Below are 17,955 nucleotides of genomic sequence, written 5' to 3'. Positions count from 1 at the left end.
CGAGTCAGGGTAGGTGTGAGCCTGATTGAAGAGCTGTCGTTTTACTCCCTTTTTAATCGACATTTAATCCATGTCCGGCTCAAGACCGTTATCTTATGCAGAGTTGCCGCAAGGCGATTAGGGTGGTACCGCGGATAGACTCCGTCCCTTTTGGGATGGGGTCTTTTTGTATTCATAAATATAAAAGGAGTGTTTAGAATGAGTGAGATTAAAATCAAATTTCCAGACGGTAATGAAAAAAGCTTCGAGAGTGGCATCTCTACTGAAGAGATTGCAGCTTCAATCAGCCCGGGTCTGAAGAAGAAAGCCCTGGCAGGAAAATTCAACGGTCAGATGGTCGATCTATCGACTGCACTTGAGACAGATGGTGATATTGAGATCATCACACCGGAATCACCGGAAGGAATTGAGGTTCTTCGTCATTCAACAGCTCATTTAATGGCACAGGCTTTAAAACGTATTTTTGGCGATGTCCATTTCGGTGTCGGTCCTGTTATCGAGGAAGGGTTCTACTATGACTTTGATACTGACCACAAAGTTTCAGCTGAAGACTTTGAGCAGGTCGAGAAAGTGATGCGTCAGATCATTGCTGAAAACGAGAAGATTGAACGTCGTGTCGTTTCTCGTAATGAAGCGAAGGCAGTCTTCAAGGATGATCCTTACAAACAGGAACTGATCGATGCGATTCCTGAAGATGAGAATGTGACTCTTTATTCTCAAGGTGAATTCACTGACCTCTGCCGCGGTGTTCACGTACCTTCTACAGGCAAGATCAAGGAGTTCAAACTATTATCAGTGGCAGGGGCTTACTGGCGTGGTGACTCAGATAACAAGATGCTGCAGCGTATCTACGGCACTGCCTTCTTTGACAAGAAAGCATTGAAAGCACATCTGCAGGTTCTTGAGGAACGCAAGGAGCGCGACCACCGCAAGATCGGTAAAGAGCTGAATTTATTCGCGACTAATCCGCTGATCGGTGCCGGTCTGCCGCTCTGGCTGCCGAATGGTGCAACGATTCGTCGCGAGCTCGAGCGCTATATCGTCGACAAAGAAGTGGCACTCGGCTATGACCATGTCTATACACCAGTCATGGGTTCAGTGGATCTCTACAAGACGTCAGGTCACTGGGATCACTACCAGGAAGATATGTTCCCTGTGATGGAGCTGGATAATGAGTCATTCGTCCTCCGTCCGATGAACTGCCCGCACCATATGATGATCTACAAAAACAAGCCGCATAGTTACCGTGAACTGCCGATCCGTATTGCTGAACTCGGTACGATGCACCGTTACGAGGCGAGTGGTGCAGTATCAGGGCTGCAGCGTGTCCGCGGCATGACTCTGAATGATGCGCATATCTTCGTCCGTCCTGATCAGATCAAGGATGAGTTTAAGCGGGTGGTACAGCTGGTCATTGATGTCTATGAGGATTTCAACTTAAAAGACTATAAATTCCGTCTGTCATATCGTGACCCTGAGGACACAGAGAAATACTTCCAGGATGATGAGATGTGGGAAAAAGCGCAGGCGATGTTGAAAGAAGCGGTTGACGAGATGGGACTTGACTACGAGGAAGCACCAGGCGAAGCGGCATTCTATGGTCCTAAACTGGACGTCCAGGTGAAAACAGCGCTCGGTAAAGAAGAGACATTATCAACAGTTCAGCTCGACTTCCTGTTACCGCAGAAATTTGATCTATCTTATATCGGCAGTGATGGAGCGGAGCACCGTCCGGTCGTCATCCACCGCGGTGTTATCTCGACAATGGAACGATTTGTCGCCTTTCTGACTGAAGAATACAAAGGTGCATATCCGACATGGCTCGCACCGAACCAGCTGGAGATTATCCCGGTATCCAATGCGGTTCACTACGACTACGCCCGTGCATTATACGATGAACTGAAATCACAGGGAGTCCGTTGTCATATCGATGACCGCGAAGAAAAGATGGGCTACAAGATCCGTGAAGCTCAGATGAACAAAGTGCCTTATCAGATTGTTGTCGGCGACAAAGAAGTGGAAAATAATGAAGTCAACGTCCGCAGATACGGTCACAATGATTCCGAGACAATGGAACGCGATGCATTTATCTGGAAACTGGTTGATGAAATCCGTCTGAAAAAATAATCTTGCTTAACCGGCTTTAATACGTTATAGTAAGAACAAATAAAATATCCTCAAATGAGTTAGAGGTCGCGATGAAGATGAGTAGCCTTGCTGATACGGTATCACGTAGATGACGCAGGATGAAAGGTGACATCGCCGAAGTGGCACAGAGCTGATAACTGTGTGCTGCTGGGCTGATATAGAATATATATCGGACTGTCACATTCGTGATGCGCTACTTATACGATATACTAAAGTGCGCATCTATGGATGCGCACTTTTTTGTGGAATGAAGAGGTGTAGTAATGAGTAGTAACAATGAAGTACAACGGCTGCTGAAACCGCGTCATATTTCGATGATCGCAATCGGTGGCTGTATCGGAACAGGTTTATTCATGACATCAGGCGGCGCAATTAAAAGCGCGGGACCTGGTGGTGCATTAATCGGATTCGCCATTATCGGTATCATGGTCTTCTTCCTGATGACGAGTCTAGGTGAGATGGCGACTTATCTCCCTATATCCGGTTCATTCTCGACGTATGCAACGCGTTTTGTCGATCCGTCACTCGGCTTTGCACTTGGCTGGAATTATTGGTTCAACTGGGTCATTACCGTCGCCGCAGACGTGAGCATCGCATCCAGTGTGATCAAGTACTGGTCGATCTTTGACTTTTTGCCAGGCTGGGCCTGGAGTCTCGTTTTCCTGGCCATCATCTTCTTTCTCAATACTTTGAGCGTCAAAGTATATGGTGAAAGTGAGTATTGGTTCGCGATTGTGAAAGTAGCTACAGTTATCCTGTTTTTAGGTATTGGGGTTCTGACTATTTTCGGAATTCTGGGCGGGGAATATATCGGGCTGAAGAACTTTACGACAGGTGAAGCGCCTTTTGTCGGTCAAGGCCTGACAGGTTCATTCCTTACCATCCTGGGTGTGTTCTTAGTCGCCGGCTTCAGCTTCCAGGGAACAGAGCTTGTCGGTATTACAGCTGGTGAATCTGAAGAACCTGAAAAAACGATTCCAAGAGCCATCAAACAGGTTTTCTGGCGCATCCTGATTTTTTATATTCTTTCTATATTGGTGATCGGTCTGATCATCCCTTATACAAATCCGAGCTTGATGGGGGGAGACAGTATTTCAAAGTCTCCTTTCACACTTGTCTTTGAGAATGCAGGTCTGGCATTTGCCGCATCCTTCATGAACGCGGTCATCCTGACTTCTATTCTGTCAGCAGGAAACTCAGGGATGTATGCATCAACACGTATGCTGTACGCCATGGGTAAAGATGGTCTCGCTTCACGTAAATTTTCGGAGACCAATGAAAAAGGGGTGCCGATTCCGAGTCTACTTGCTACATTCGTCGTTGTGCTGATCATTTTCATCGTGGAACGGATGGCAAGCGGTGCGTATGAATATATCGTCGCAGCAAGTGGTCTGACAGGCTTCATCGCCTGGCTCGGTATCGCAATCAGTCATTATCGCTTCCGTCGTGCTTTTTATCGCCAGAATAAAGACTTATCTGTCCTTAAATATAAAGCGATGTGGTTTCCGTTCGGTCCGATATTTGCTTTTCTGCTGTGTTTATTCGTCATCATCGGTCAGGATACAGATTTAATTCTGCACGGTGATTTTGATCTTAATGGTTTCCTCATTACTTATATGGGAATTCCGATTTTCCTTGCTTTCTTCATCTATCATAAACTGAAATACAAAACGAAAAAGATACCACTTGAAAAAGTCGACTTATCGCCACATGTCGATATGAGTGAATATGAGAAAATAGATGTTGACACAGCGAAGTAACCCTGTTATACTTTAGTCTGTTGAATACGAAACGGACAAGTAGAAGCATCCCGCTTCTCACCCGCAGAACGCCATTTGAGCAGTGACCGGGTATAAACATGGTTACCATGTCTATTTTTAGCGGGCGCTTTGCGCCCGCTTTTTTGTTCGTCGTAAATCCAATAGGAGGTGTCAATCATAGCTAAAGATCAAACGCAAATCAATGACAAAATCCGTGCGAGAGAATTACGTTTAATCGGACATGACGGAGCTCAGTTAGGTGTCAAATCTAAATTTGAGGCAATCGAAATCGCAGAACGTGTCAATCTTGACGTTGTTCTTGTTGCACCGAACGCAAAACCGCCAGTCGCTAAAATCATGGACTACGGTAAATACAAGTTCGAACAGCAGAAGAAAGACAAAGAAGCACGTAAGAAGCAGAAAGTGGTTGTTGTCAAAGAAATTCGACTTAGCCCGACTATCGAAGAGCATGACTTTAACACGAAGCTGAAAAATGCACGTAAATTCCTTGAAAAAGAGGACAAAGTTAAAGTATCAATCAGATTCCGAGGACGTGCAATCACGCATAAAGAATTTGGTCAACGTGTGCTTGAGAAATTTGCTGATGAGTGTAAAGATATCGCCACAGTTGAACAAAAGCCGAAGATGGATGGACGCTCAATGTTCTTGATGCTTGCGCCAATCGTCGACAAAAAACAAAACTAGGAGGACATCGAAATGCCTAAAATGAAAACTCACCGCGGAGGAGCGAAACGTGTAAAAAGAACGGGTTCAGGTAAATTGAAACGTTCAAGAGCATACACTTCTCACTTATTCGCTAACAAATCAACTAAACAGAAACGCGGACTTCGTAAAGCATCATTAGTCTCTAAAGGCGACCAGAAACGCGTTGCTCAAATGTTAACTTACGTAAAATAAAAATCAGGAATTATTTAAGGAGGAATTATCATGCCACGAGTTAAAGGTGGAACGGTGACGCGCGCACGTCGCAAAAGAACCATTAAATTAGCAAAAGGTTATTTCGGTTCAAAACATACATTATACAGAGTAGCAAAACAACAAGTAATGAAATCAGGTAACTACGCTTACCGTGACCGTCGTCAGAAAAAACGTGACTTCCGTCAGTTATGGATCGCACGTATCAACGCGGCAGCACGTATGCACGATATCAGCTACAGCCGTTTAATGAATGGTCTTAAAGTAGCAGGCATCGACATCAACCGTAAAATGTTATCAGAAGTTGCAATCACTGATCAAAAAGCATTCGGTGAATTAGTTGAAGCAGCTAAAAAAGCATTAAACAAATAATATCTTTGCACCTATACGCCATGTATAGGTGTTTTTTTGTGAAGAAATTGTAAAAATAAATATAATTTGAATGGAAATGTTGATTTTCAGTTTAGATGGCAATTGATGAGGGAATAGCTGACTAAAGACGTCAATAAGGAGAGGAGGGAAAGTATGAATCACTTAAAAGCATTGCTTGTCAAATTTGTGGTGATTGCACTCGTGTTATTTATCGTCCTTACTCTGATCTTCAAAGTACCTTTCATGGACACACTGTGGATCAGTCTTGCGACAACTATCCTTGCTTATCTGCTCGGTGATCTCGGTATCTTCAAGATGGCGGGACGCCCCGATGAATTCACGAAGCGTAACGGCCTTGCTGCAGTGGCAGACCTGCTGCTGTCATTCTTAGTGATCTGGCTGATGGCGAGATCACTGACCGGTGATGACGACAGCATGTTCTGGCCGGCAGCCTTATCAGCGCTCGCTATTACCGGCGGAGAATGGCTCTTCTTCCATAAGTTTGTTGACCGTGAAGTGTTCAACAGACCGGGTCAAGATTTAGCGGGCGAGCGTAGCCGCCGTTAATCACAAAGGTGTACATAAGAAAGTCGGTATCGAAAGGTATCGGCTTTTCTTGTTGCATTTTATAGATATATATCAGGAGAAGAACAGAAGATGAACCTAGGTGAGGTATTTCCCAGCTGAGATGGAAGTAGAGAGATTATCATTTAAGCATGATATGAAAGGACTGTTCAGAACAGATCTGATGGTCGCTCACTGCTACTCGTTTCTCTTTTTCACGGGCCGAAACGTCTTCTATATTTATTTTTCACCCTGTTTGATACATGAGAAAGTCAGTGCGACTGTCATCAGCCTGCTCTTTATAGTCTTTGGTGTCAGTAGAACGTTCGGCAGTGGTCTAGGTGGACTCATGACTGAGAAATGGGGTAGCAGGCAGGCGTCAGTGATTTTAAGCATAGTCTATACCGTTGTCATGGCAGGTTTTCTCGTGTCAAGTTCTGTCGGCTGGCTGCTGGTCAATACAGCGCTGCTTGGACTGGTCGGCTGGTCCATCAATGTGCCGATGCAGTCCTGCTTGATTGAACGCTCAGGGAAATATGCAAGTATCAATCAGACGGTCAGCACGTCTTCTGTCCAGCTGGGTATATCATTCGGCGCCTTACTCGGCGGAATGATATTAAGCGCATATACCTCATACACATTATTGATTAGTGGGCGGTCATCCTGCTGACAGGTACAGTAGGAGTGGCGTCGCTATTATTTCACTTGTCAAAAGAGAACGGATTATCTTAAAGTTTCCTTAAAAATGAGAGGAAAATGAAATTTGACACCCTTTGTGCTGTAAAATAGAAAAAAATGGAGGGTGATTAGATGGAATTTCTGAAAAATCGCATCGTAGTAAGAATCATGGCCATGCTCGCAGTCATCGCCATTGTACTCTGCCTGTTCTTTCTGCTTGTTGAATGCAAGACCAATTTCGAAAATAGACTTGGGTATAGTCCGATCATTAAAATGAATGTTGAGCACCAGAATCTGAAGAAGTAATGTGTACGCAACGTCCCGCAAAGTGAATCCGCGGGACGATACCGATGAGCAGGCAGCATTTAAGTGGCGCAACGTCCCGCAGAAAGAATCCGCGGGACGATACCGATGAGCAGGCAGCATTTAAGTGACATAACGTCCCGCAAAGTGAATCTGCGGGACGTTACTAGTTTTTCAATGCACTATAAACTGTGGCCCGGTTCTTATAGTGCATCTGAAAGTTTTCCTTTAATACGCGTGTAATCGCTTTTGGGCACATCGCAGTCCATTCATCAATTTCCTGGCGACTGACCGGCGCATTTTTCAGTAACAGCATTTCTTCAATAGTCGCTTGAAGGACAATCTTTTTATGTTCACTGAACCCGCACTGACATCGAATTTTTTTCAAGCCTTTCTCACTTTTTAATCCTATATACCGGCATCGCGGACAGCGGATGCCTTTTTTCATGTCCTGAAAAGGATAGTAGAAGATGCGTTCATGCGGATGAGTGGATTGATGATTCATCAGCATGAACTGCGCCAACCGCTCTTCCTCTCTGGTCGGCTGGTAATCCTGGCTGAAAAAATGGATCACTTCCTCGACTTGAGACGGTTTAACGATTTGAGGATCAGCGCTGTCCTCCAGTAACGTTAACTGGGGATGAATAAAAACGATACGACTGACCACTTCATTCTGAAAACCATGTTCCCTCAGAAATCTCGTTAAATAAAAGTCAGCACGGTTTAACTGAGAGAGGATATCCTGATAGTAGTACTCACCCTCCGATACAAACTGGCGACCGCTCCGCCTGACAGTGCCTGTATAATTCTTGATATCAAAATGATAGACTTTTCCGTTATACAGATGAATAAAATCGAATTGTGCGAGCGCAGGACTGTGCAATGACAGATCCCAGAGCTTAAGACCTCCGCACCCATGTGCGCGCTCGTAGTAATGACGCTCACCCTCATAACCCTTTAAATAATTTTTAAGTACTCTGTCATCGGACCGGTTTAATGTGATTCGCTTATCAGCTGCCATTAAATAGTGGATATAATCAGATGGCTGGTGCGTCTTCAGAAACATCTCTTCACCTCACATCCACTATAAGCCCCGTACTCGTATTCTGACAAACCGGCAGAGGTAGGGCTTTCCTGCAGAATTTCATTTTCTGCCGGTGTTTCATCATAAACTGCAGGAAAATACAGACCATTTATGACGAAATATTCTAAAAACTAAAATTTAATCATGCTATACTTAAATTAACAAAAAGGGGGATGACGATGGAACAACTGGACTTATTCAAAAGACTGACAGACTGCAATGCAGTATCCGGCTTTGAACGGCCGATGACGAATCTGATGCGTGAATATCTGGAGCCGCTTGCGGACGATGTGATCACTGATAATACCGGCAGCATTTTCGGCCGTAAAGGGAGCGGCCGGCATGCCATTATGCTCGCCGGTCATCTGGACGAGATCGGTTTTATGGTGACGGCGATCACGGATGACGGCTTTATACAGTTTACGAATCTCGGCTACTGGTGGGCAAACGTCATGCTGAGCCAGAAAGTGACGATCACCGGCAGTAAAGGAGATGTACGCGGCGTCATCGGCGGCAAGCCGCCGCATGTTCTCGGGGTCAAAGAAAAGGAACTGGCGGCAGAAGTCAGCAATATGTTCATTGATATCGGGGTGAATAGCAGAGAGGAAGCACTTGCAGCAGGTGTACGTATCGGGGACCCGATTACGCCGTACAGTGAGTTTGAGGTGATGACAAATCCTGATTACTTACTCGCTAAAGCATGGGATAACCGTTTCGGCTGCGCGCTCGCGGTTGAAGCATTGAGAGATAATCCTGAACCCCATATCACGCTTTACTCAGGGGCAGTGACGCAGGAGGAGACACTATCACGCGGCGCGAAGACAGCGGCCCATAAAGTGAAACCGTCACTCGCCATCGCACTGGACGTCGGCATCTGTGCGAAGACACCGGGGATGACAGGGAATGCCAAGATGGGCGACGGGCCGATCATCGTGCTTGTCGATGCGTGGCATATCGGGCATCCAACGTTCAGACAGTTCGTGACGGACGTTGCGGAGAAGCATGGCATCAAGGTGCAGTTCGATTATCTGACAGGCGGCTACACAGATGCCGGCCATATCGCACAGAGCTTCGACGGTATACCGGCTATCACAATCGGTGTGCCGACCCGTTACATCCATTCGAACGTCTCGATGATGAACCGCCGTGACTATAACGATGCGCTTAGCCTCATCAACGCTGTCCTCGCAGAGCTGACAGATGACTTGGCTGACCAGATCATTGACCAGACGTACGAGGGATTGGCATGATAGTCATCGTTCTGCTCTTCACACTCTTCGCCTGCTATCTGATGAGCGGGCGTGGCTCGTTTCTGATTGCCGGCTTCAACACGATGTCAGCGGAACAGAAGGCACGCTACGATGAAAAGAAACTCTGCCGGCTGACCGGTGTTCTCATGCTGGCAGCAGCACTGTACTGTGCCCTGATGGAATTCACGGCATTGAATGCAGTCATGCTGACGGTGCTGTTCGGCCTGCTCATCATACTCTTTGTCACTGCCGTTAACTTTACGGATATCGTCAAAAAATAAAAGACTGCCGCGGCAGTCTTTTTTTATAGCTCAATATCAATATCCAGCATCTGTACTTTCAGCAGATCTAAAATGCCGCTTGAGGCACTTGGGAAGGCAAAGATCATCATGTTCAGTTCACGTGCCGACATCTTCTTCTCGACAATGAAAGTCATGATATTGATGAGGTCATCTGCTGCGTGACCATAAATCGCTGCTCCTGCCACATGTTTTCTGTTATCCAGGGCAATGACCATCTCAGCATCTGTTTCATTCTTATATTCAAAGCGGAGATTCTCTCCGAACTTGATGGTCTTGATTTTATAACCTTTTTCTTCTGCTTCTGCGATAGGCATGCCCACCTGTGCGATGCGGGGCAATGTATAGGCGACAGATGGAATAGCCGGATATTTGATAGGCAGTAGTTCCAGTGCTTTGACAGGGTTAAGTAAGTTTGCTTCCCGTGCCATGATCTGCAGGGCGATATAATTGGATTCAAAGGTGGCAGTCGGCGTGAGCTTCGGAATTTCTTTATCGAGGACATCCCCGCTGGCATAAATATTATCGACAGAGGTGAGCAGGTGTTTGTTGACTTTGATGCCTTTCTTGCTGTATGCGATTCCTAATTCATCGAGTCCGATGTTCTCCACATTCGGAATACGTCCTGTTGCATCGACAATATAGTCCGTGTCAATCACGAGGCCTGACTCAGTCGTCAGCTTATAGCCGGTTTCAGTCTTCTCAATGCGCGCTGTCTCTTCATTATAGTGAAACGTCACATTTTCTTTGGTGAGTTTGTCAGCCAGTTTTTTGACATACGGCTGATGGAAAGGTTTTAAAATCTGGTCGGAGTGACTGATGACATGCACCTCTGACCCGAACTTGCTGGCGATTGAAGCGAATTCGATACTGATGTAGCCGCCACCGATAAACGTGATGTGTTCTGGAAAAGACTCTAGATCCATAAAGTCACGACTATCATGCAGATATTCCTTGCCTGTCACATCAAGGAAATGGCTGCGCTGTCCTGTCGCGATGACGATATATTTTGTCCCGTAGTCCACACCATCAACCGATACAGTATGTTTATCTTTGATGACGCCATGACCGGAAATGATATCAATGCCCATCTTGCTGAATAACTTCTCGAGTCCATCTTTCTGCGGATCGATGACTTCGTGTTTGTAGCGCATCAGATTCTCCCAGTTGACTGCCGGCTGGTGTTCAAATATATCACCGAGACGTTCCATGTCTTCAAGTATTTCAAATGGACCTTCCAGCAGGATTTTCGGATTACAGCCATAGTTCGTACAAGTCCCTGCCAGTGTGTCTTTCTCGATCAATGCGACTTTCTTCTGAGCCTGTGTCAGAGCGACAGCTGCGTGCCATGCTGCATGGCCGCTGCCGATAAAAATAACGTCATAGTTCATGATAGAACCTCCTTAAGTGTCATATCTCTCTGTTCCCTTTTTATGGATTCTTAATCCATCTGTAAGGAAAAAGCGAATTACGCTATAATGAAGATAACCAAGAAATCGGAGGCGTGAAAAGATGGAACTCATTGAATCAGTACAGAACACGAGAATCAAGAATATTGCCAAGCTGCACACGAGAAAAGACCGTAAGAAAGCACAGCAGTTTTTAGTGGAAGGCTATCACCTGGTTGAAGAAGCGGTGAAAAGCGGACTTGAAGTCGAGACCATCCTGAGTGTGAATCCGGACGATATCTCAGAGGAGATGACAGCAGGCAGCAAGGAACAGTTCCAGATCACCTTCAAAATCGCAGAGAAACTGTCACAGACAGAATCGCCGCAGGGCATCTATGCAGTCTGTCAGATGCCGGAACACAGTCTCACTGACTTCAAGCAGCTGATCTACCTTGACCGCATTCAGGATCCAGGCAACGTCGGAACGATTATCCGTACAGCAGATGCTGCAGGATATGACGGTGTCGTCATCTCTAAAGGGACAGTAGATATCTATAATGACAAAGTACTGCGTTCGAGTCAGGGCAGTGTCTTCCATATTCCCGTCATTGAAGCGGACTTCCATGATATCAGAAAAAATTTCAACGGCAAGATTTACGGCACGTCCCTGAAAAACGGTCAGAACTACAAAGAAGTCGAGCTGAGTAAGGCATTCATTCTGGTCCTGGGGAACGAGGGGCAGGGCGTAGATGAACTCATCTTGAAAGAAACAGATGAGAATCTATTCGTGCCGATATATGGGCAGGCAGAAAGCTTAAATGTCGCGGTCTGTGCCGGCATTCTGATGTATCACTTGAAGTCATCTTAAATTTTCCTTAAAAATGCAGAAAATGTTATTTTAATCCACCTCTATCGTTTATACTGTAAATAAACGATAGAGGTGTTTTTTTATGAAGTTCAAGGAAAAATGGTATGCATACAGTCGTCACTTTACAAATACAACAGCCCCTATTCAATATGAAGAATTTATAAAGCTCGAACAGTTTGGCAGAATACTGTCATTACCATTCTTATTACTGACGTATATAGGTTTGTTGTTATTTGATGGACAAGGTCCTGCGATGATTGCAGTGTTTATCAGTTATTTTCTGGTGAATTTTGTTCTGACTTATGCTGTTCATGTAAGGATGTTTTATGCTAGAGGTCGATCACCCCTGTTCTTTAATGTTCTGCATGGCCTTGGATTTATAGGACTTTTCATTTACCTGGTACTCTGTCTAGTCACACATCAAGAAGTTCGTTTAGATATTGTCTTAATCTTACTCTTGATACCTTCTTTAACTACAATGGGAAACTACTTTTTAAAATAGAGAAGAGGATGTAAATGGAGAAAAAAATAACATGGCAAGAAGCTTACAAAGATTATTTTAACAACTTCTTCAGACCGAAGGCACCTATCACAGAAGAGATGTATGACAAACATCGGTGGATCACATTGCTGATCTCAACGATAGGGGTTGTCCTATTCATCTTGGTTGGCCAGCAACTGGATTTATTTACGACCATAGATTTTGATATGCCGCTAAAGAAGTATCATGAACTTAAAGTGAATGAGTCGTTCGTGATGGGCATCTATCTAACTATTCTGATATTTTTCCTGCAGCTACCTTCTTTGCCGAGTGAAATCAGAATGTTCTATGCCAGAAAAAAGAAGCCTACACGCTATCTCATGGTGCTGATCGGCTCACTGGTGGCCTCTTTGTTATTTGTATTTAGCATGTATAAAATGGAACAGATGAATACAGATTTCTTAGTATTAATCTTTTTTTCATTTAACCATTTTTTCAGTAATGACCGTGCACTTAGAAAAGAGAAGACTGAACGGCTGAGGAAGGAGTATTGATATGGCGAGAGAATTGACCTGGAAAGAAATCATTCATGACTACATAACGAACTTCTTCAGACCGAAGGCGCCGATCAGTTATGCAATGTATCAGTCCCATAAGACATTGGTAGGGATACCTTGCGCATTGATTATGATTGCGTGGCTGATCTACAATTTAACCCATGACGTTTATACAGACAGCTTTTATCAGTTACCGCTCGACAAGCAGAAACATTTAGAAGCACTGGACTCATTTAGAAGTAATCTGTTCTTTCTGTCACTGATCGGTCCTTTTCTGGTGCTGACATTGTCATCTGAACTGAGAATGTTTGCTAAACGGCGTAAAAGCGCATGGCCGTACGTCACTGTACTGATTATCTGGCTATTCGGCAGCTTGCTTTATTTTTGCATCAGTTATACAAGAGACCTCCAGAGTCAATCCATGTTACCATTTTTAGGCATGTGGACACTGATATTTATGAGTAATGCTCAGTACGTCCAGCAGCGACTGAAGGCGAATAAATCAAAGCGATTTTAGAATTATTTTCATCATAGTCCTTGTTATTATATTTGAGTAATGGAAAGAGGAGTGGGATAATATGTCAGCTATTATGAATGAAATCAATATCAATCCAGATGGTATGACTCCATTTTTTCAAGTTCATTCTGAAAAGAGAGTGAGGTTTTTGTGGGACAACCTAGATAAAAATGTAGTAACGGATTTAATTCACACTATATTTAGAGATTCACAACTAACGATGACCGTTCTGGTAGGCTATTCTTTTGAACTGAATTTTGTTAAAGAGAAAACGGGGATTGGAAAAATTTTTACCATCACTAACTGGAAAGAACTATCCATTGATTCAGAAGACCATGAATTTCAATTTGTACTAGCTCAAATTGAAAGAATCAAGAAAGATGAACTTATCAACTATTGTATGAAGATAAAAAATGGCCATCCACAAGCATATATCACATTTAACAATGAAAGCTCGTTGCTTTACGTGAGTACGGATGTGATGGATATTGTCAGTCAGGACAAGAATTCGATTTCAGCTCTCAAAAAGAAATATCATGGCATTGTCGATGTGTATCGGGAAGCTGAACATAGTAGGGGAATATAAGATGACTAAGCACAACTTTTACAATGGGGATGGATTGTTCAAAGAGTTCAGTACTAAAGGGAAAATCATGAAAAAGTCTAAGAAACGTAAGCAGAACATGAATGTCGCACGGGTTGTTAAACTGGATGACTACCGAGCATAACCTTCTGCACGTTTAACTGAGATGACTTTTACTGCTATCAGCTGTTTATTATTTATCAGAAAACAGTCAAGGTTGCTACTTCTTCACAAGCTCTAAATTCATCAGAGTTATGAACGATAAATTATGTTTATCAATCATAACTTTTGATTTCAGCAATTTATCGAATAGTTATAAGCGATAAATCGTCTTTATCGCTTATAACTTTAGACACATCACCCATCATTTCAACTGTTCAGGTAGGTCCATCATTTTCCCTACTTGCCTCTCTTTTAATTATCTCCTATAATGAATAGGAAATGAATATTGAACCGATAAAAAGACGGGATTAATAGTTTATGTCCAGAGAGTGGTCGACTATGGTGCAACGATCATCATGAGCTGTGTTTCTTTTCATCTTTTTGGTTGCTTAATAAGAAGTTAAGCCGGTCCCTGCCCGTTACGCATGAATGAAGTGTATGCTTAGGCATAAATTTGGGTGGTACCGCGGAAGTCTTTCGTCCCTTTGTAGGACGTGGGGCTATTTTTTTTTATCAATTTTTTAGGAGGATTATGATGGAGCTTAAGGATAAGTTAAGTGCATTGCAGCAGGAAGCACTGGCGAAAGTGAATGACGCGAGTGATGCGGCAGCGTTGCAACAGGTGAAGGTGGAGTATCTCGGTAAGAAGGGGATTATCACCGGATTGATGAAAGAGATGAAGTCACTGCCGAACGAGGAGAAGCCGATGTTCGGTCAGCTCGTGAACGAGGCGCGTCAGGCTGTGGAAGCGGCGATGACAGAGAAAGATACGGAGCTGAAGGACAAAGCGATCAATGATAAGCTGGCAAATGAGACGATTGATATCTCTCTGCCGGGCCGTCAGTTCAATGTCGGCAGTGCGCATCCTTTAACGAAGATTGTCGAGGAGCTTGAGGATTTATTCATCGGTCTAGGATATGAAGTCGTGGAAGGCTACGAAGTTGAGACAGATTACTATAACTTCGAGGCACTGAATCTGCCGAAGTCGCATCCGGCACGTGACATGCAGGACAGTTTCTATATCACTGAAGAACTCTTGATGCGGACGCATACATCTCCTGTGCAGGCTAGAACATTAGAAAGCCGTAAAGGACAAGGTCCGGTCAAGATTATCTGTCCAGGTAAAGTTTACCGCCGTGACAGTGATGACGCGACGCATAGTCATCAGTTCACACAGATTGAAGGACTGGTTGTTGATGAGAATATCAAGATGAGTGATTTAAAAGGGACGCTTGAATTATTTGCGAAGAAGATGTTCGGTGCTGAACGTGAGATCCGTCTTCGTCCGAGTTTCTTCCCGTTCACGGAGCCGTCTGTTGAAGTCGATATCTCATGCTTCAAGTGCGGCGGAGCCGGATGTAATGTCTGTAAGGGCACAGGCTGGATCGAGATTCTCGGTGCCGGTATGGTGCACCCGAATGTGCTAGAGATGGCGGGGTTCGATTCAGAGAAGTATTCAGGCTTTGCCTTCGGTATGGGGCCGGACCGTATCGCGATGCTGAAATACGGTATTGAAGATATCCGTCATTTCTATACGGATGATCTTAGATTCCTTGAACAGTTCAAAGCAGTAGAAGATGGAGGTAGTGAACATGTTAGTCAGTAAAGAATGGCTGAATGAATTTGTCCGCGTCAATGTGCCGGTTGAAGAGCTGGCCGAGAAGATCACAAGAAGCGGGATTGAAGTAGAAGAGATCACCGATTATACGAAAGATATCAAAAACCTGGTTGTCGGTCATGTGCTGACGAAGGAGAAACATCCGGATGCCGATAAACTGAATGTGACTACTGTGGATGTCGGCGATGAGACGCTGCAGATTGTCTGCGGTGCACCGAATGTCGACGCGGGCCAGTATGTCATCGTCTGCAAGCCGGGCGGTCGTCTGCCGGGCGGCGTTAAGATCAAGCGCGCGAAACTGCGCGGCGTTGAATCAAACGGGATGATCTGTTCGTTAGGCGAGCTCGGTCTGCCGAAGAATCTGGTACCTGAACAGTATGAGACAGGGATCTTCCATTTCCCTGAAGAAGTGACGCCGGGCACTGATGCGCTTGAAGCACTGCTCTTAGCAGACGGTGTGATGGAGTTCGGTCTAACGCCTAACCGTGCGGATGCGATGAGCATGCTCGGCTCTGCCTATGAAGTGAGTGCGTTGTACGAAGAAGAGATTGAGTTCCCTGAAGCAGAGTTAGAGGAATCCGGGAACGCAGCAGATGCGATTGCGGTGACGATTGAGGATGCTGATGCTTCTCCTTATTATGCAGCGCGTGTCGTCCGAAATGTGGAAATCAAGCCGTCTCCGACATGGATGCAGATGCGTCTCATCAAAGCAGGCGTGCGTCCGATCAACAATGTCGTCGACGTCTCCAACTATGTCATGATGGAGCTCGGTCAGCCGCTTCATATGTTCGATGCTGACAAAATCGGTTCACAGAAAATCGTTGTCCGCTATGCTGAGGCAGGTGAGAAGATGACGACGCTTGACGACAAGGAACGCGTGCTGACTGCTGAAGATATCGTTGTGACGAACGGCACTGCACCGATTGCGCTGGCGGGTGTCATGGGCGGTGATTTCTCTGAAGTGACAGAGGAGACGAAGAACGTTGTCATTGAATCAGCATTATTCAACCCGGTCCATGTCCGTAAGACGTCCCGTCAGACGGGTCTGCGTTCAGAAGCATCCAGCCGCTTTGAAAAAGGCGTCGCACCTGAGCGCGTGAACATGGCACTTGACCGTGCCGCATTCCTGCTGCAGGAACATGCGAACGGCAACGTGCTTGCGGGTATTGTCTCAGCAGGAGAACTGCCTGACCTTGAAGTGACGGTGCAGATCACGACTGATGAAGTGAACGGCCTGATCGGATTTGACCTCTCCAATACAGAAATCAAGACTATCTTTGAACGACTCGGCTTCGACAGCCAGGTGGACGGTGACGCGTTCAACGTCCATGTGCCGACAAGACGCGGTGACATCACGATCAAGGAAGACTTGATCGAGGAAGTGGCGCGTATCTACGGTTACGACGAATTGCCGTCAACGTTACCTGTGACGCATGCCAGTAAACGTATCGGTCTGACAGCTTACCAGGCGAAACGCCGTGCAGTAAAATCACTGCTTGAAGGACTGGGGCTGAACCAGGCGATCACTTATGCGCTCGTGTCTGAAGAAAAAGCACAGCAGTTCACGAAACAGACAGAAGAAACAGTTAAGCTGATGATGCCAATGAGTGCGGATCATGCCGTTCTTCGTCAAAGCCTGCTGCCGCATTTAATCGATGCCGTGCAGTATAACAATGCCCGTCAGCTGAAAGACGTCGCGTTATACGAAATCGGCAACGTCTTCCGTGGCCGCGGTGCAGCGCAGCCGGTTGAGACAGAGAAATTAGCGGGTATCATTACCGGCCAGTTCAGCGCGACTGAATGGCAGGGTAAAGTCGAAGCGGTTGATTTCTTCGTCATCAAAGGGATCGTCGAAGCATTAGCTGCTAAATTAAGTGTGCAGTTCACTTACGAGCGTGCAGATGTCACGGAACTGCATCCCGGCCGCAGTGCTCAAGTTCTCCTGAACGGCGAAGTCATCGGCTTCATCGGTCAGCTGCATCCACTCATTGAACGCGAGCATGACTTAAAAGAGACGTATGTCTTCGAACTGAATTTACAGCGTATATTAGAAGAGACAAGTGCCGTGAAGTATCATATGATCCCGAAATTCCCGGGCATCTCCCGTGATATCGCGCTTGAAGTGGAACGGACACGCGAGACAGGCGAACTGATTGACATCATCATGAGTGCAGACAACAAGTATCTGCAGCGCGCAATGGTCTTTGATGTGTATGAAGGCGAGCATATCGCTGAAGATAAGAAATCAGTTGCGATCCGTATGGAATTCCTGAACCCGGAAGAGACATTAAAAGACGCGGATATTCAGCCGGTTGTCGATCAGGTCCTTGACAACTTGACGCAGGCAGGTGCGAAACTCCGCGGTTAATTAAGAGTTTTGAAATTGA

General features: G+C 45.3%; 20 protein-coding genes and 1 riboswitch. Of the genes, 18 read left to right on the top strand and 2 right to left on the bottom strand.

Features of this window, described 5'->3' with window-relative positions:
- Window positions 1-198: 198 nt before the first annotated feature.
- The 8 genes from thrS (at window position 199) to ERX40_RS11225 (ending at window position 6,764) form a co-directional block, all read left to right on the top strand.
- A complete protein-coding gene (gene thrS / locus ERX40_RS04860) occupies window positions 199-2,127 on the top strand; it encodes a threonine--tRNA ligase (RefSeq protein ID WP_133417367.1) in 1,929 nt (642 codons plus the stop codon).
- A 52-nt stretch (window positions 2,128-2,179) separates the two neighbouring features.
- A riboswitch (Lysine riboswitch) is annotated at window positions 2,180-2,352 on the top strand.
- Window positions 2,353-2,411: 59 nt separating this feature from the next.
- Window positions 2,412-3,908, top strand: a complete 1,497-nt coding sequence (locus ERX40_RS04855; RefSeq protein ID WP_133417366.1) for an amino acid permease — start codon at window positions 2,412-2,414, stop codon at window positions 3,906-3,908.
- Window positions 3,909-4,076: 168 nt separating this feature from the next.
- Window positions 4,077-4,613 (top strand): translation initiation factor IF-3, encoded by a 537-nt coding sequence (infC, locus tag ERX40_RS04850; RefSeq protein WP_133417365.1) that lies wholly within the window; start codon window positions 4,077-4,079, stop codon window positions 4,611-4,613.
- Window positions 4,614-4,625: 12 nt separating this feature from the next.
- Window positions 4,626-4,826 carry a 50S ribosomal protein L35 gene (gene rpmI / locus ERX40_RS04845; protein WP_012657249.1) on the top strand — a complete coding sequence of 67 codons (201 nt, stop codon included), beginning with the start codon at window positions 4,626-4,628 and terminating at the stop codon, window positions 4,824-4,826.
- Between the two features lie 30 nt (window positions 4,827-4,856).
- Window positions 4,857-5,216, top strand: a complete 360-nt coding sequence (gene rplT, locus ERX40_RS04840) for a 50S ribosomal protein L20 (RefSeq protein ID WP_133417364.1) — start codon at window positions 4,857-4,859, stop codon at window positions 5,214-5,216.
- Window positions 5,217-5,369: 153 nt separating this feature from the next.
- Entirely contained in the window at window positions 5,370-5,783 is a 414-nt protein-coding gene (locus ERX40_RS04835) for a DUF2512 family protein (RefSeq protein ID WP_133417363.1), read from the top strand.
- Window positions 5,784-5,904: 121 nt separating this feature from the next.
- The gene (locus tag ERX40_RS04830) at window positions 5,905-6,450 is read left to right on the top strand and encodes an MFS transporter (RefSeq protein ID WP_165980664.1); all 546 of its coding nucleotides are present in this window, start codon (window positions 5,905-5,907) and stop codon (window positions 6,448-6,450) included.
- 140 nt (window positions 6,451-6,590) lie between these two features.
- Window positions 6,591-6,764, top strand: coding sequence for a hypothetical protein (locus ERX40_RS11225; protein WP_165980663.1), 174 nt, complete (start codon window positions 6,591-6,593; stop codon window positions 6,762-6,764).
- 163 nt (window positions 6,765-6,927) lie between these two features.
- Here ERX40_RS11225 and ERX40_RS04825 read toward each other — a convergent pair whose 3' ends face one another.
- Window positions 6,928-7,827: a nuclease-related domain-containing protein gene (locus tag ERX40_RS04825; protein WP_133417361.1), complete on the bottom strand. Its 900-nt coding sequence runs from the start codon at window positions 7,825-7,827 to the stop codon at window positions 6,928-6,930.
- Window positions 7,828-8,024: 197 nt separating this feature from the next.
- Between ERX40_RS04825 and ERX40_RS04820 the strand changes: the two genes are divergently transcribed.
- Both ERX40_RS04820 and ERX40_RS04815 read left to right on the top strand, forming a co-directional pair.
- Window positions 8,025-9,095, top strand: a complete 1,071-nt coding sequence (locus ERX40_RS04820) for a M42 family metallopeptidase (RefSeq protein WP_133417360.1) — start codon at window positions 8,025-8,027, stop codon at window positions 9,093-9,095.
- Window positions 9,092-9,376 carry a DUF3784 domain-containing protein gene (locus ERX40_RS04815; protein ID WP_133417359.1) on the top strand — a complete coding sequence of 95 codons (285 nt, stop codon included), beginning with the start codon at window positions 9,092-9,094 and terminating at the stop codon, window positions 9,374-9,376. The genes ERX40_RS04820 and ERX40_RS04815 overlap by 4 nt, the downstream gene beginning before the upstream one ends.
- Window positions 9,377-9,399: 23 nt before the next feature.
- On the opposite strand, the gene ERX40_RS04810 is transcribed toward ERX40_RS04815, so the two are convergent.
- Window positions 9,400-10,788, bottom strand: a complete 1,389-nt coding sequence (locus ERX40_RS04810; protein WP_133417358.1) for a dihydrolipoyl dehydrogenase family protein — start codon at window positions 10,786-10,788, stop codon at window positions 9,400-9,402.
- 118 nt (window positions 10,789-10,906) lie between these two features.
- On the opposite strand from ERX40_RS04810, the gene ERX40_RS04805 reads away from it, so the two are divergent.
- From ERX40_RS04805 to pheT, 8 genes are all read left to right on the top strand, one after another.
- Window positions 10,907-11,650 (top strand): TrmH family RNA methyltransferase, encoded by a 744-nt coding sequence (locus ERX40_RS04805; protein WP_133417357.1) that lies wholly within the window; start codon window positions 10,907-10,909, stop codon window positions 11,648-11,650.
- An 82-nt stretch (window positions 11,651-11,732) separates the two neighbouring features.
- Entirely contained in the window at window positions 11,733-12,152 is a 420-nt protein-coding gene (locus ERX40_RS04800; protein ID WP_133417356.1) for a hypothetical protein, read from the top strand.
- Window positions 12,153-12,166: 14 nt separating this feature from the next.
- Complete coding sequence (locus tag ERX40_RS04795; RefSeq protein WP_133417355.1) at window positions 12,167-12,685, top strand: hypothetical protein; 519 nt, start codon at window positions 12,167-12,169, stop codon at window positions 12,683-12,685.
- A 1-nt stretch (window position 12,686) separates the two neighbouring features.
- Window positions 12,687-13,205 carry a hypothetical protein gene (locus tag ERX40_RS04790; protein ID WP_133417354.1) on the top strand — a complete coding sequence of 173 codons (519 nt, stop codon included), beginning with the start codon at window positions 12,687-12,689 and terminating at the stop codon, window positions 13,203-13,205.
- A gap of 61 nt (window positions 13,206-13,266) precedes the next feature.
- Window positions 13,267-13,791 (top strand): hypothetical protein, encoded by a 525-nt coding sequence (locus tag ERX40_RS04785; protein ID WP_133417353.1) that lies wholly within the window; start codon window positions 13,267-13,269, stop codon window positions 13,789-13,791.
- Window position 13,792: 1 nt separating this feature from the next.
- Window positions 13,793-13,933 carry a hypothetical protein gene (locus ERX40_RS11220; protein WP_165980662.1) on the top strand — a complete coding sequence of 47 codons (141 nt, stop codon included), beginning with the start codon at window positions 13,793-13,795 and terminating at the stop codon, window positions 13,931-13,933.
- A 552-nt stretch (window positions 13,934-14,485) separates the two neighbouring features.
- On the top strand, window positions 14,486-15,556 hold the full coding sequence (gene pheS / locus ERX40_RS04780) for a phenylalanine--tRNA ligase subunit alpha (protein WP_133417352.1): 1,071 nt from the start codon (window positions 14,486-14,488) through the stop codon (window positions 15,554-15,556).
- Window positions 15,543-17,936, top strand: a complete 2,394-nt coding sequence (pheT, locus tag ERX40_RS04775; protein ID WP_133417351.1) for a phenylalanine--tRNA ligase subunit beta — start codon at window positions 15,543-15,545, stop codon at window positions 17,934-17,936. Before pheS ends, pheT begins: the two co-directional genes overlap by 14 nt.
- The last annotated feature ends 19 nt before the right edge of the window (window positions 17,937-17,955 follow it).

Origin of the sequence: Macrococcus carouselicus (assembly GCF_004359515.1) — a bacterium.
GTDB lineage: Bacteria > Bacillota > Bacilli > Staphylococcales > Staphylococcaceae > Macrococcus > Macrococcus carouselicus.
Note: the sequence above shows the minus strand (reverse complement) of the source record. Positions and strands in the feature narration are given on the sequence as shown.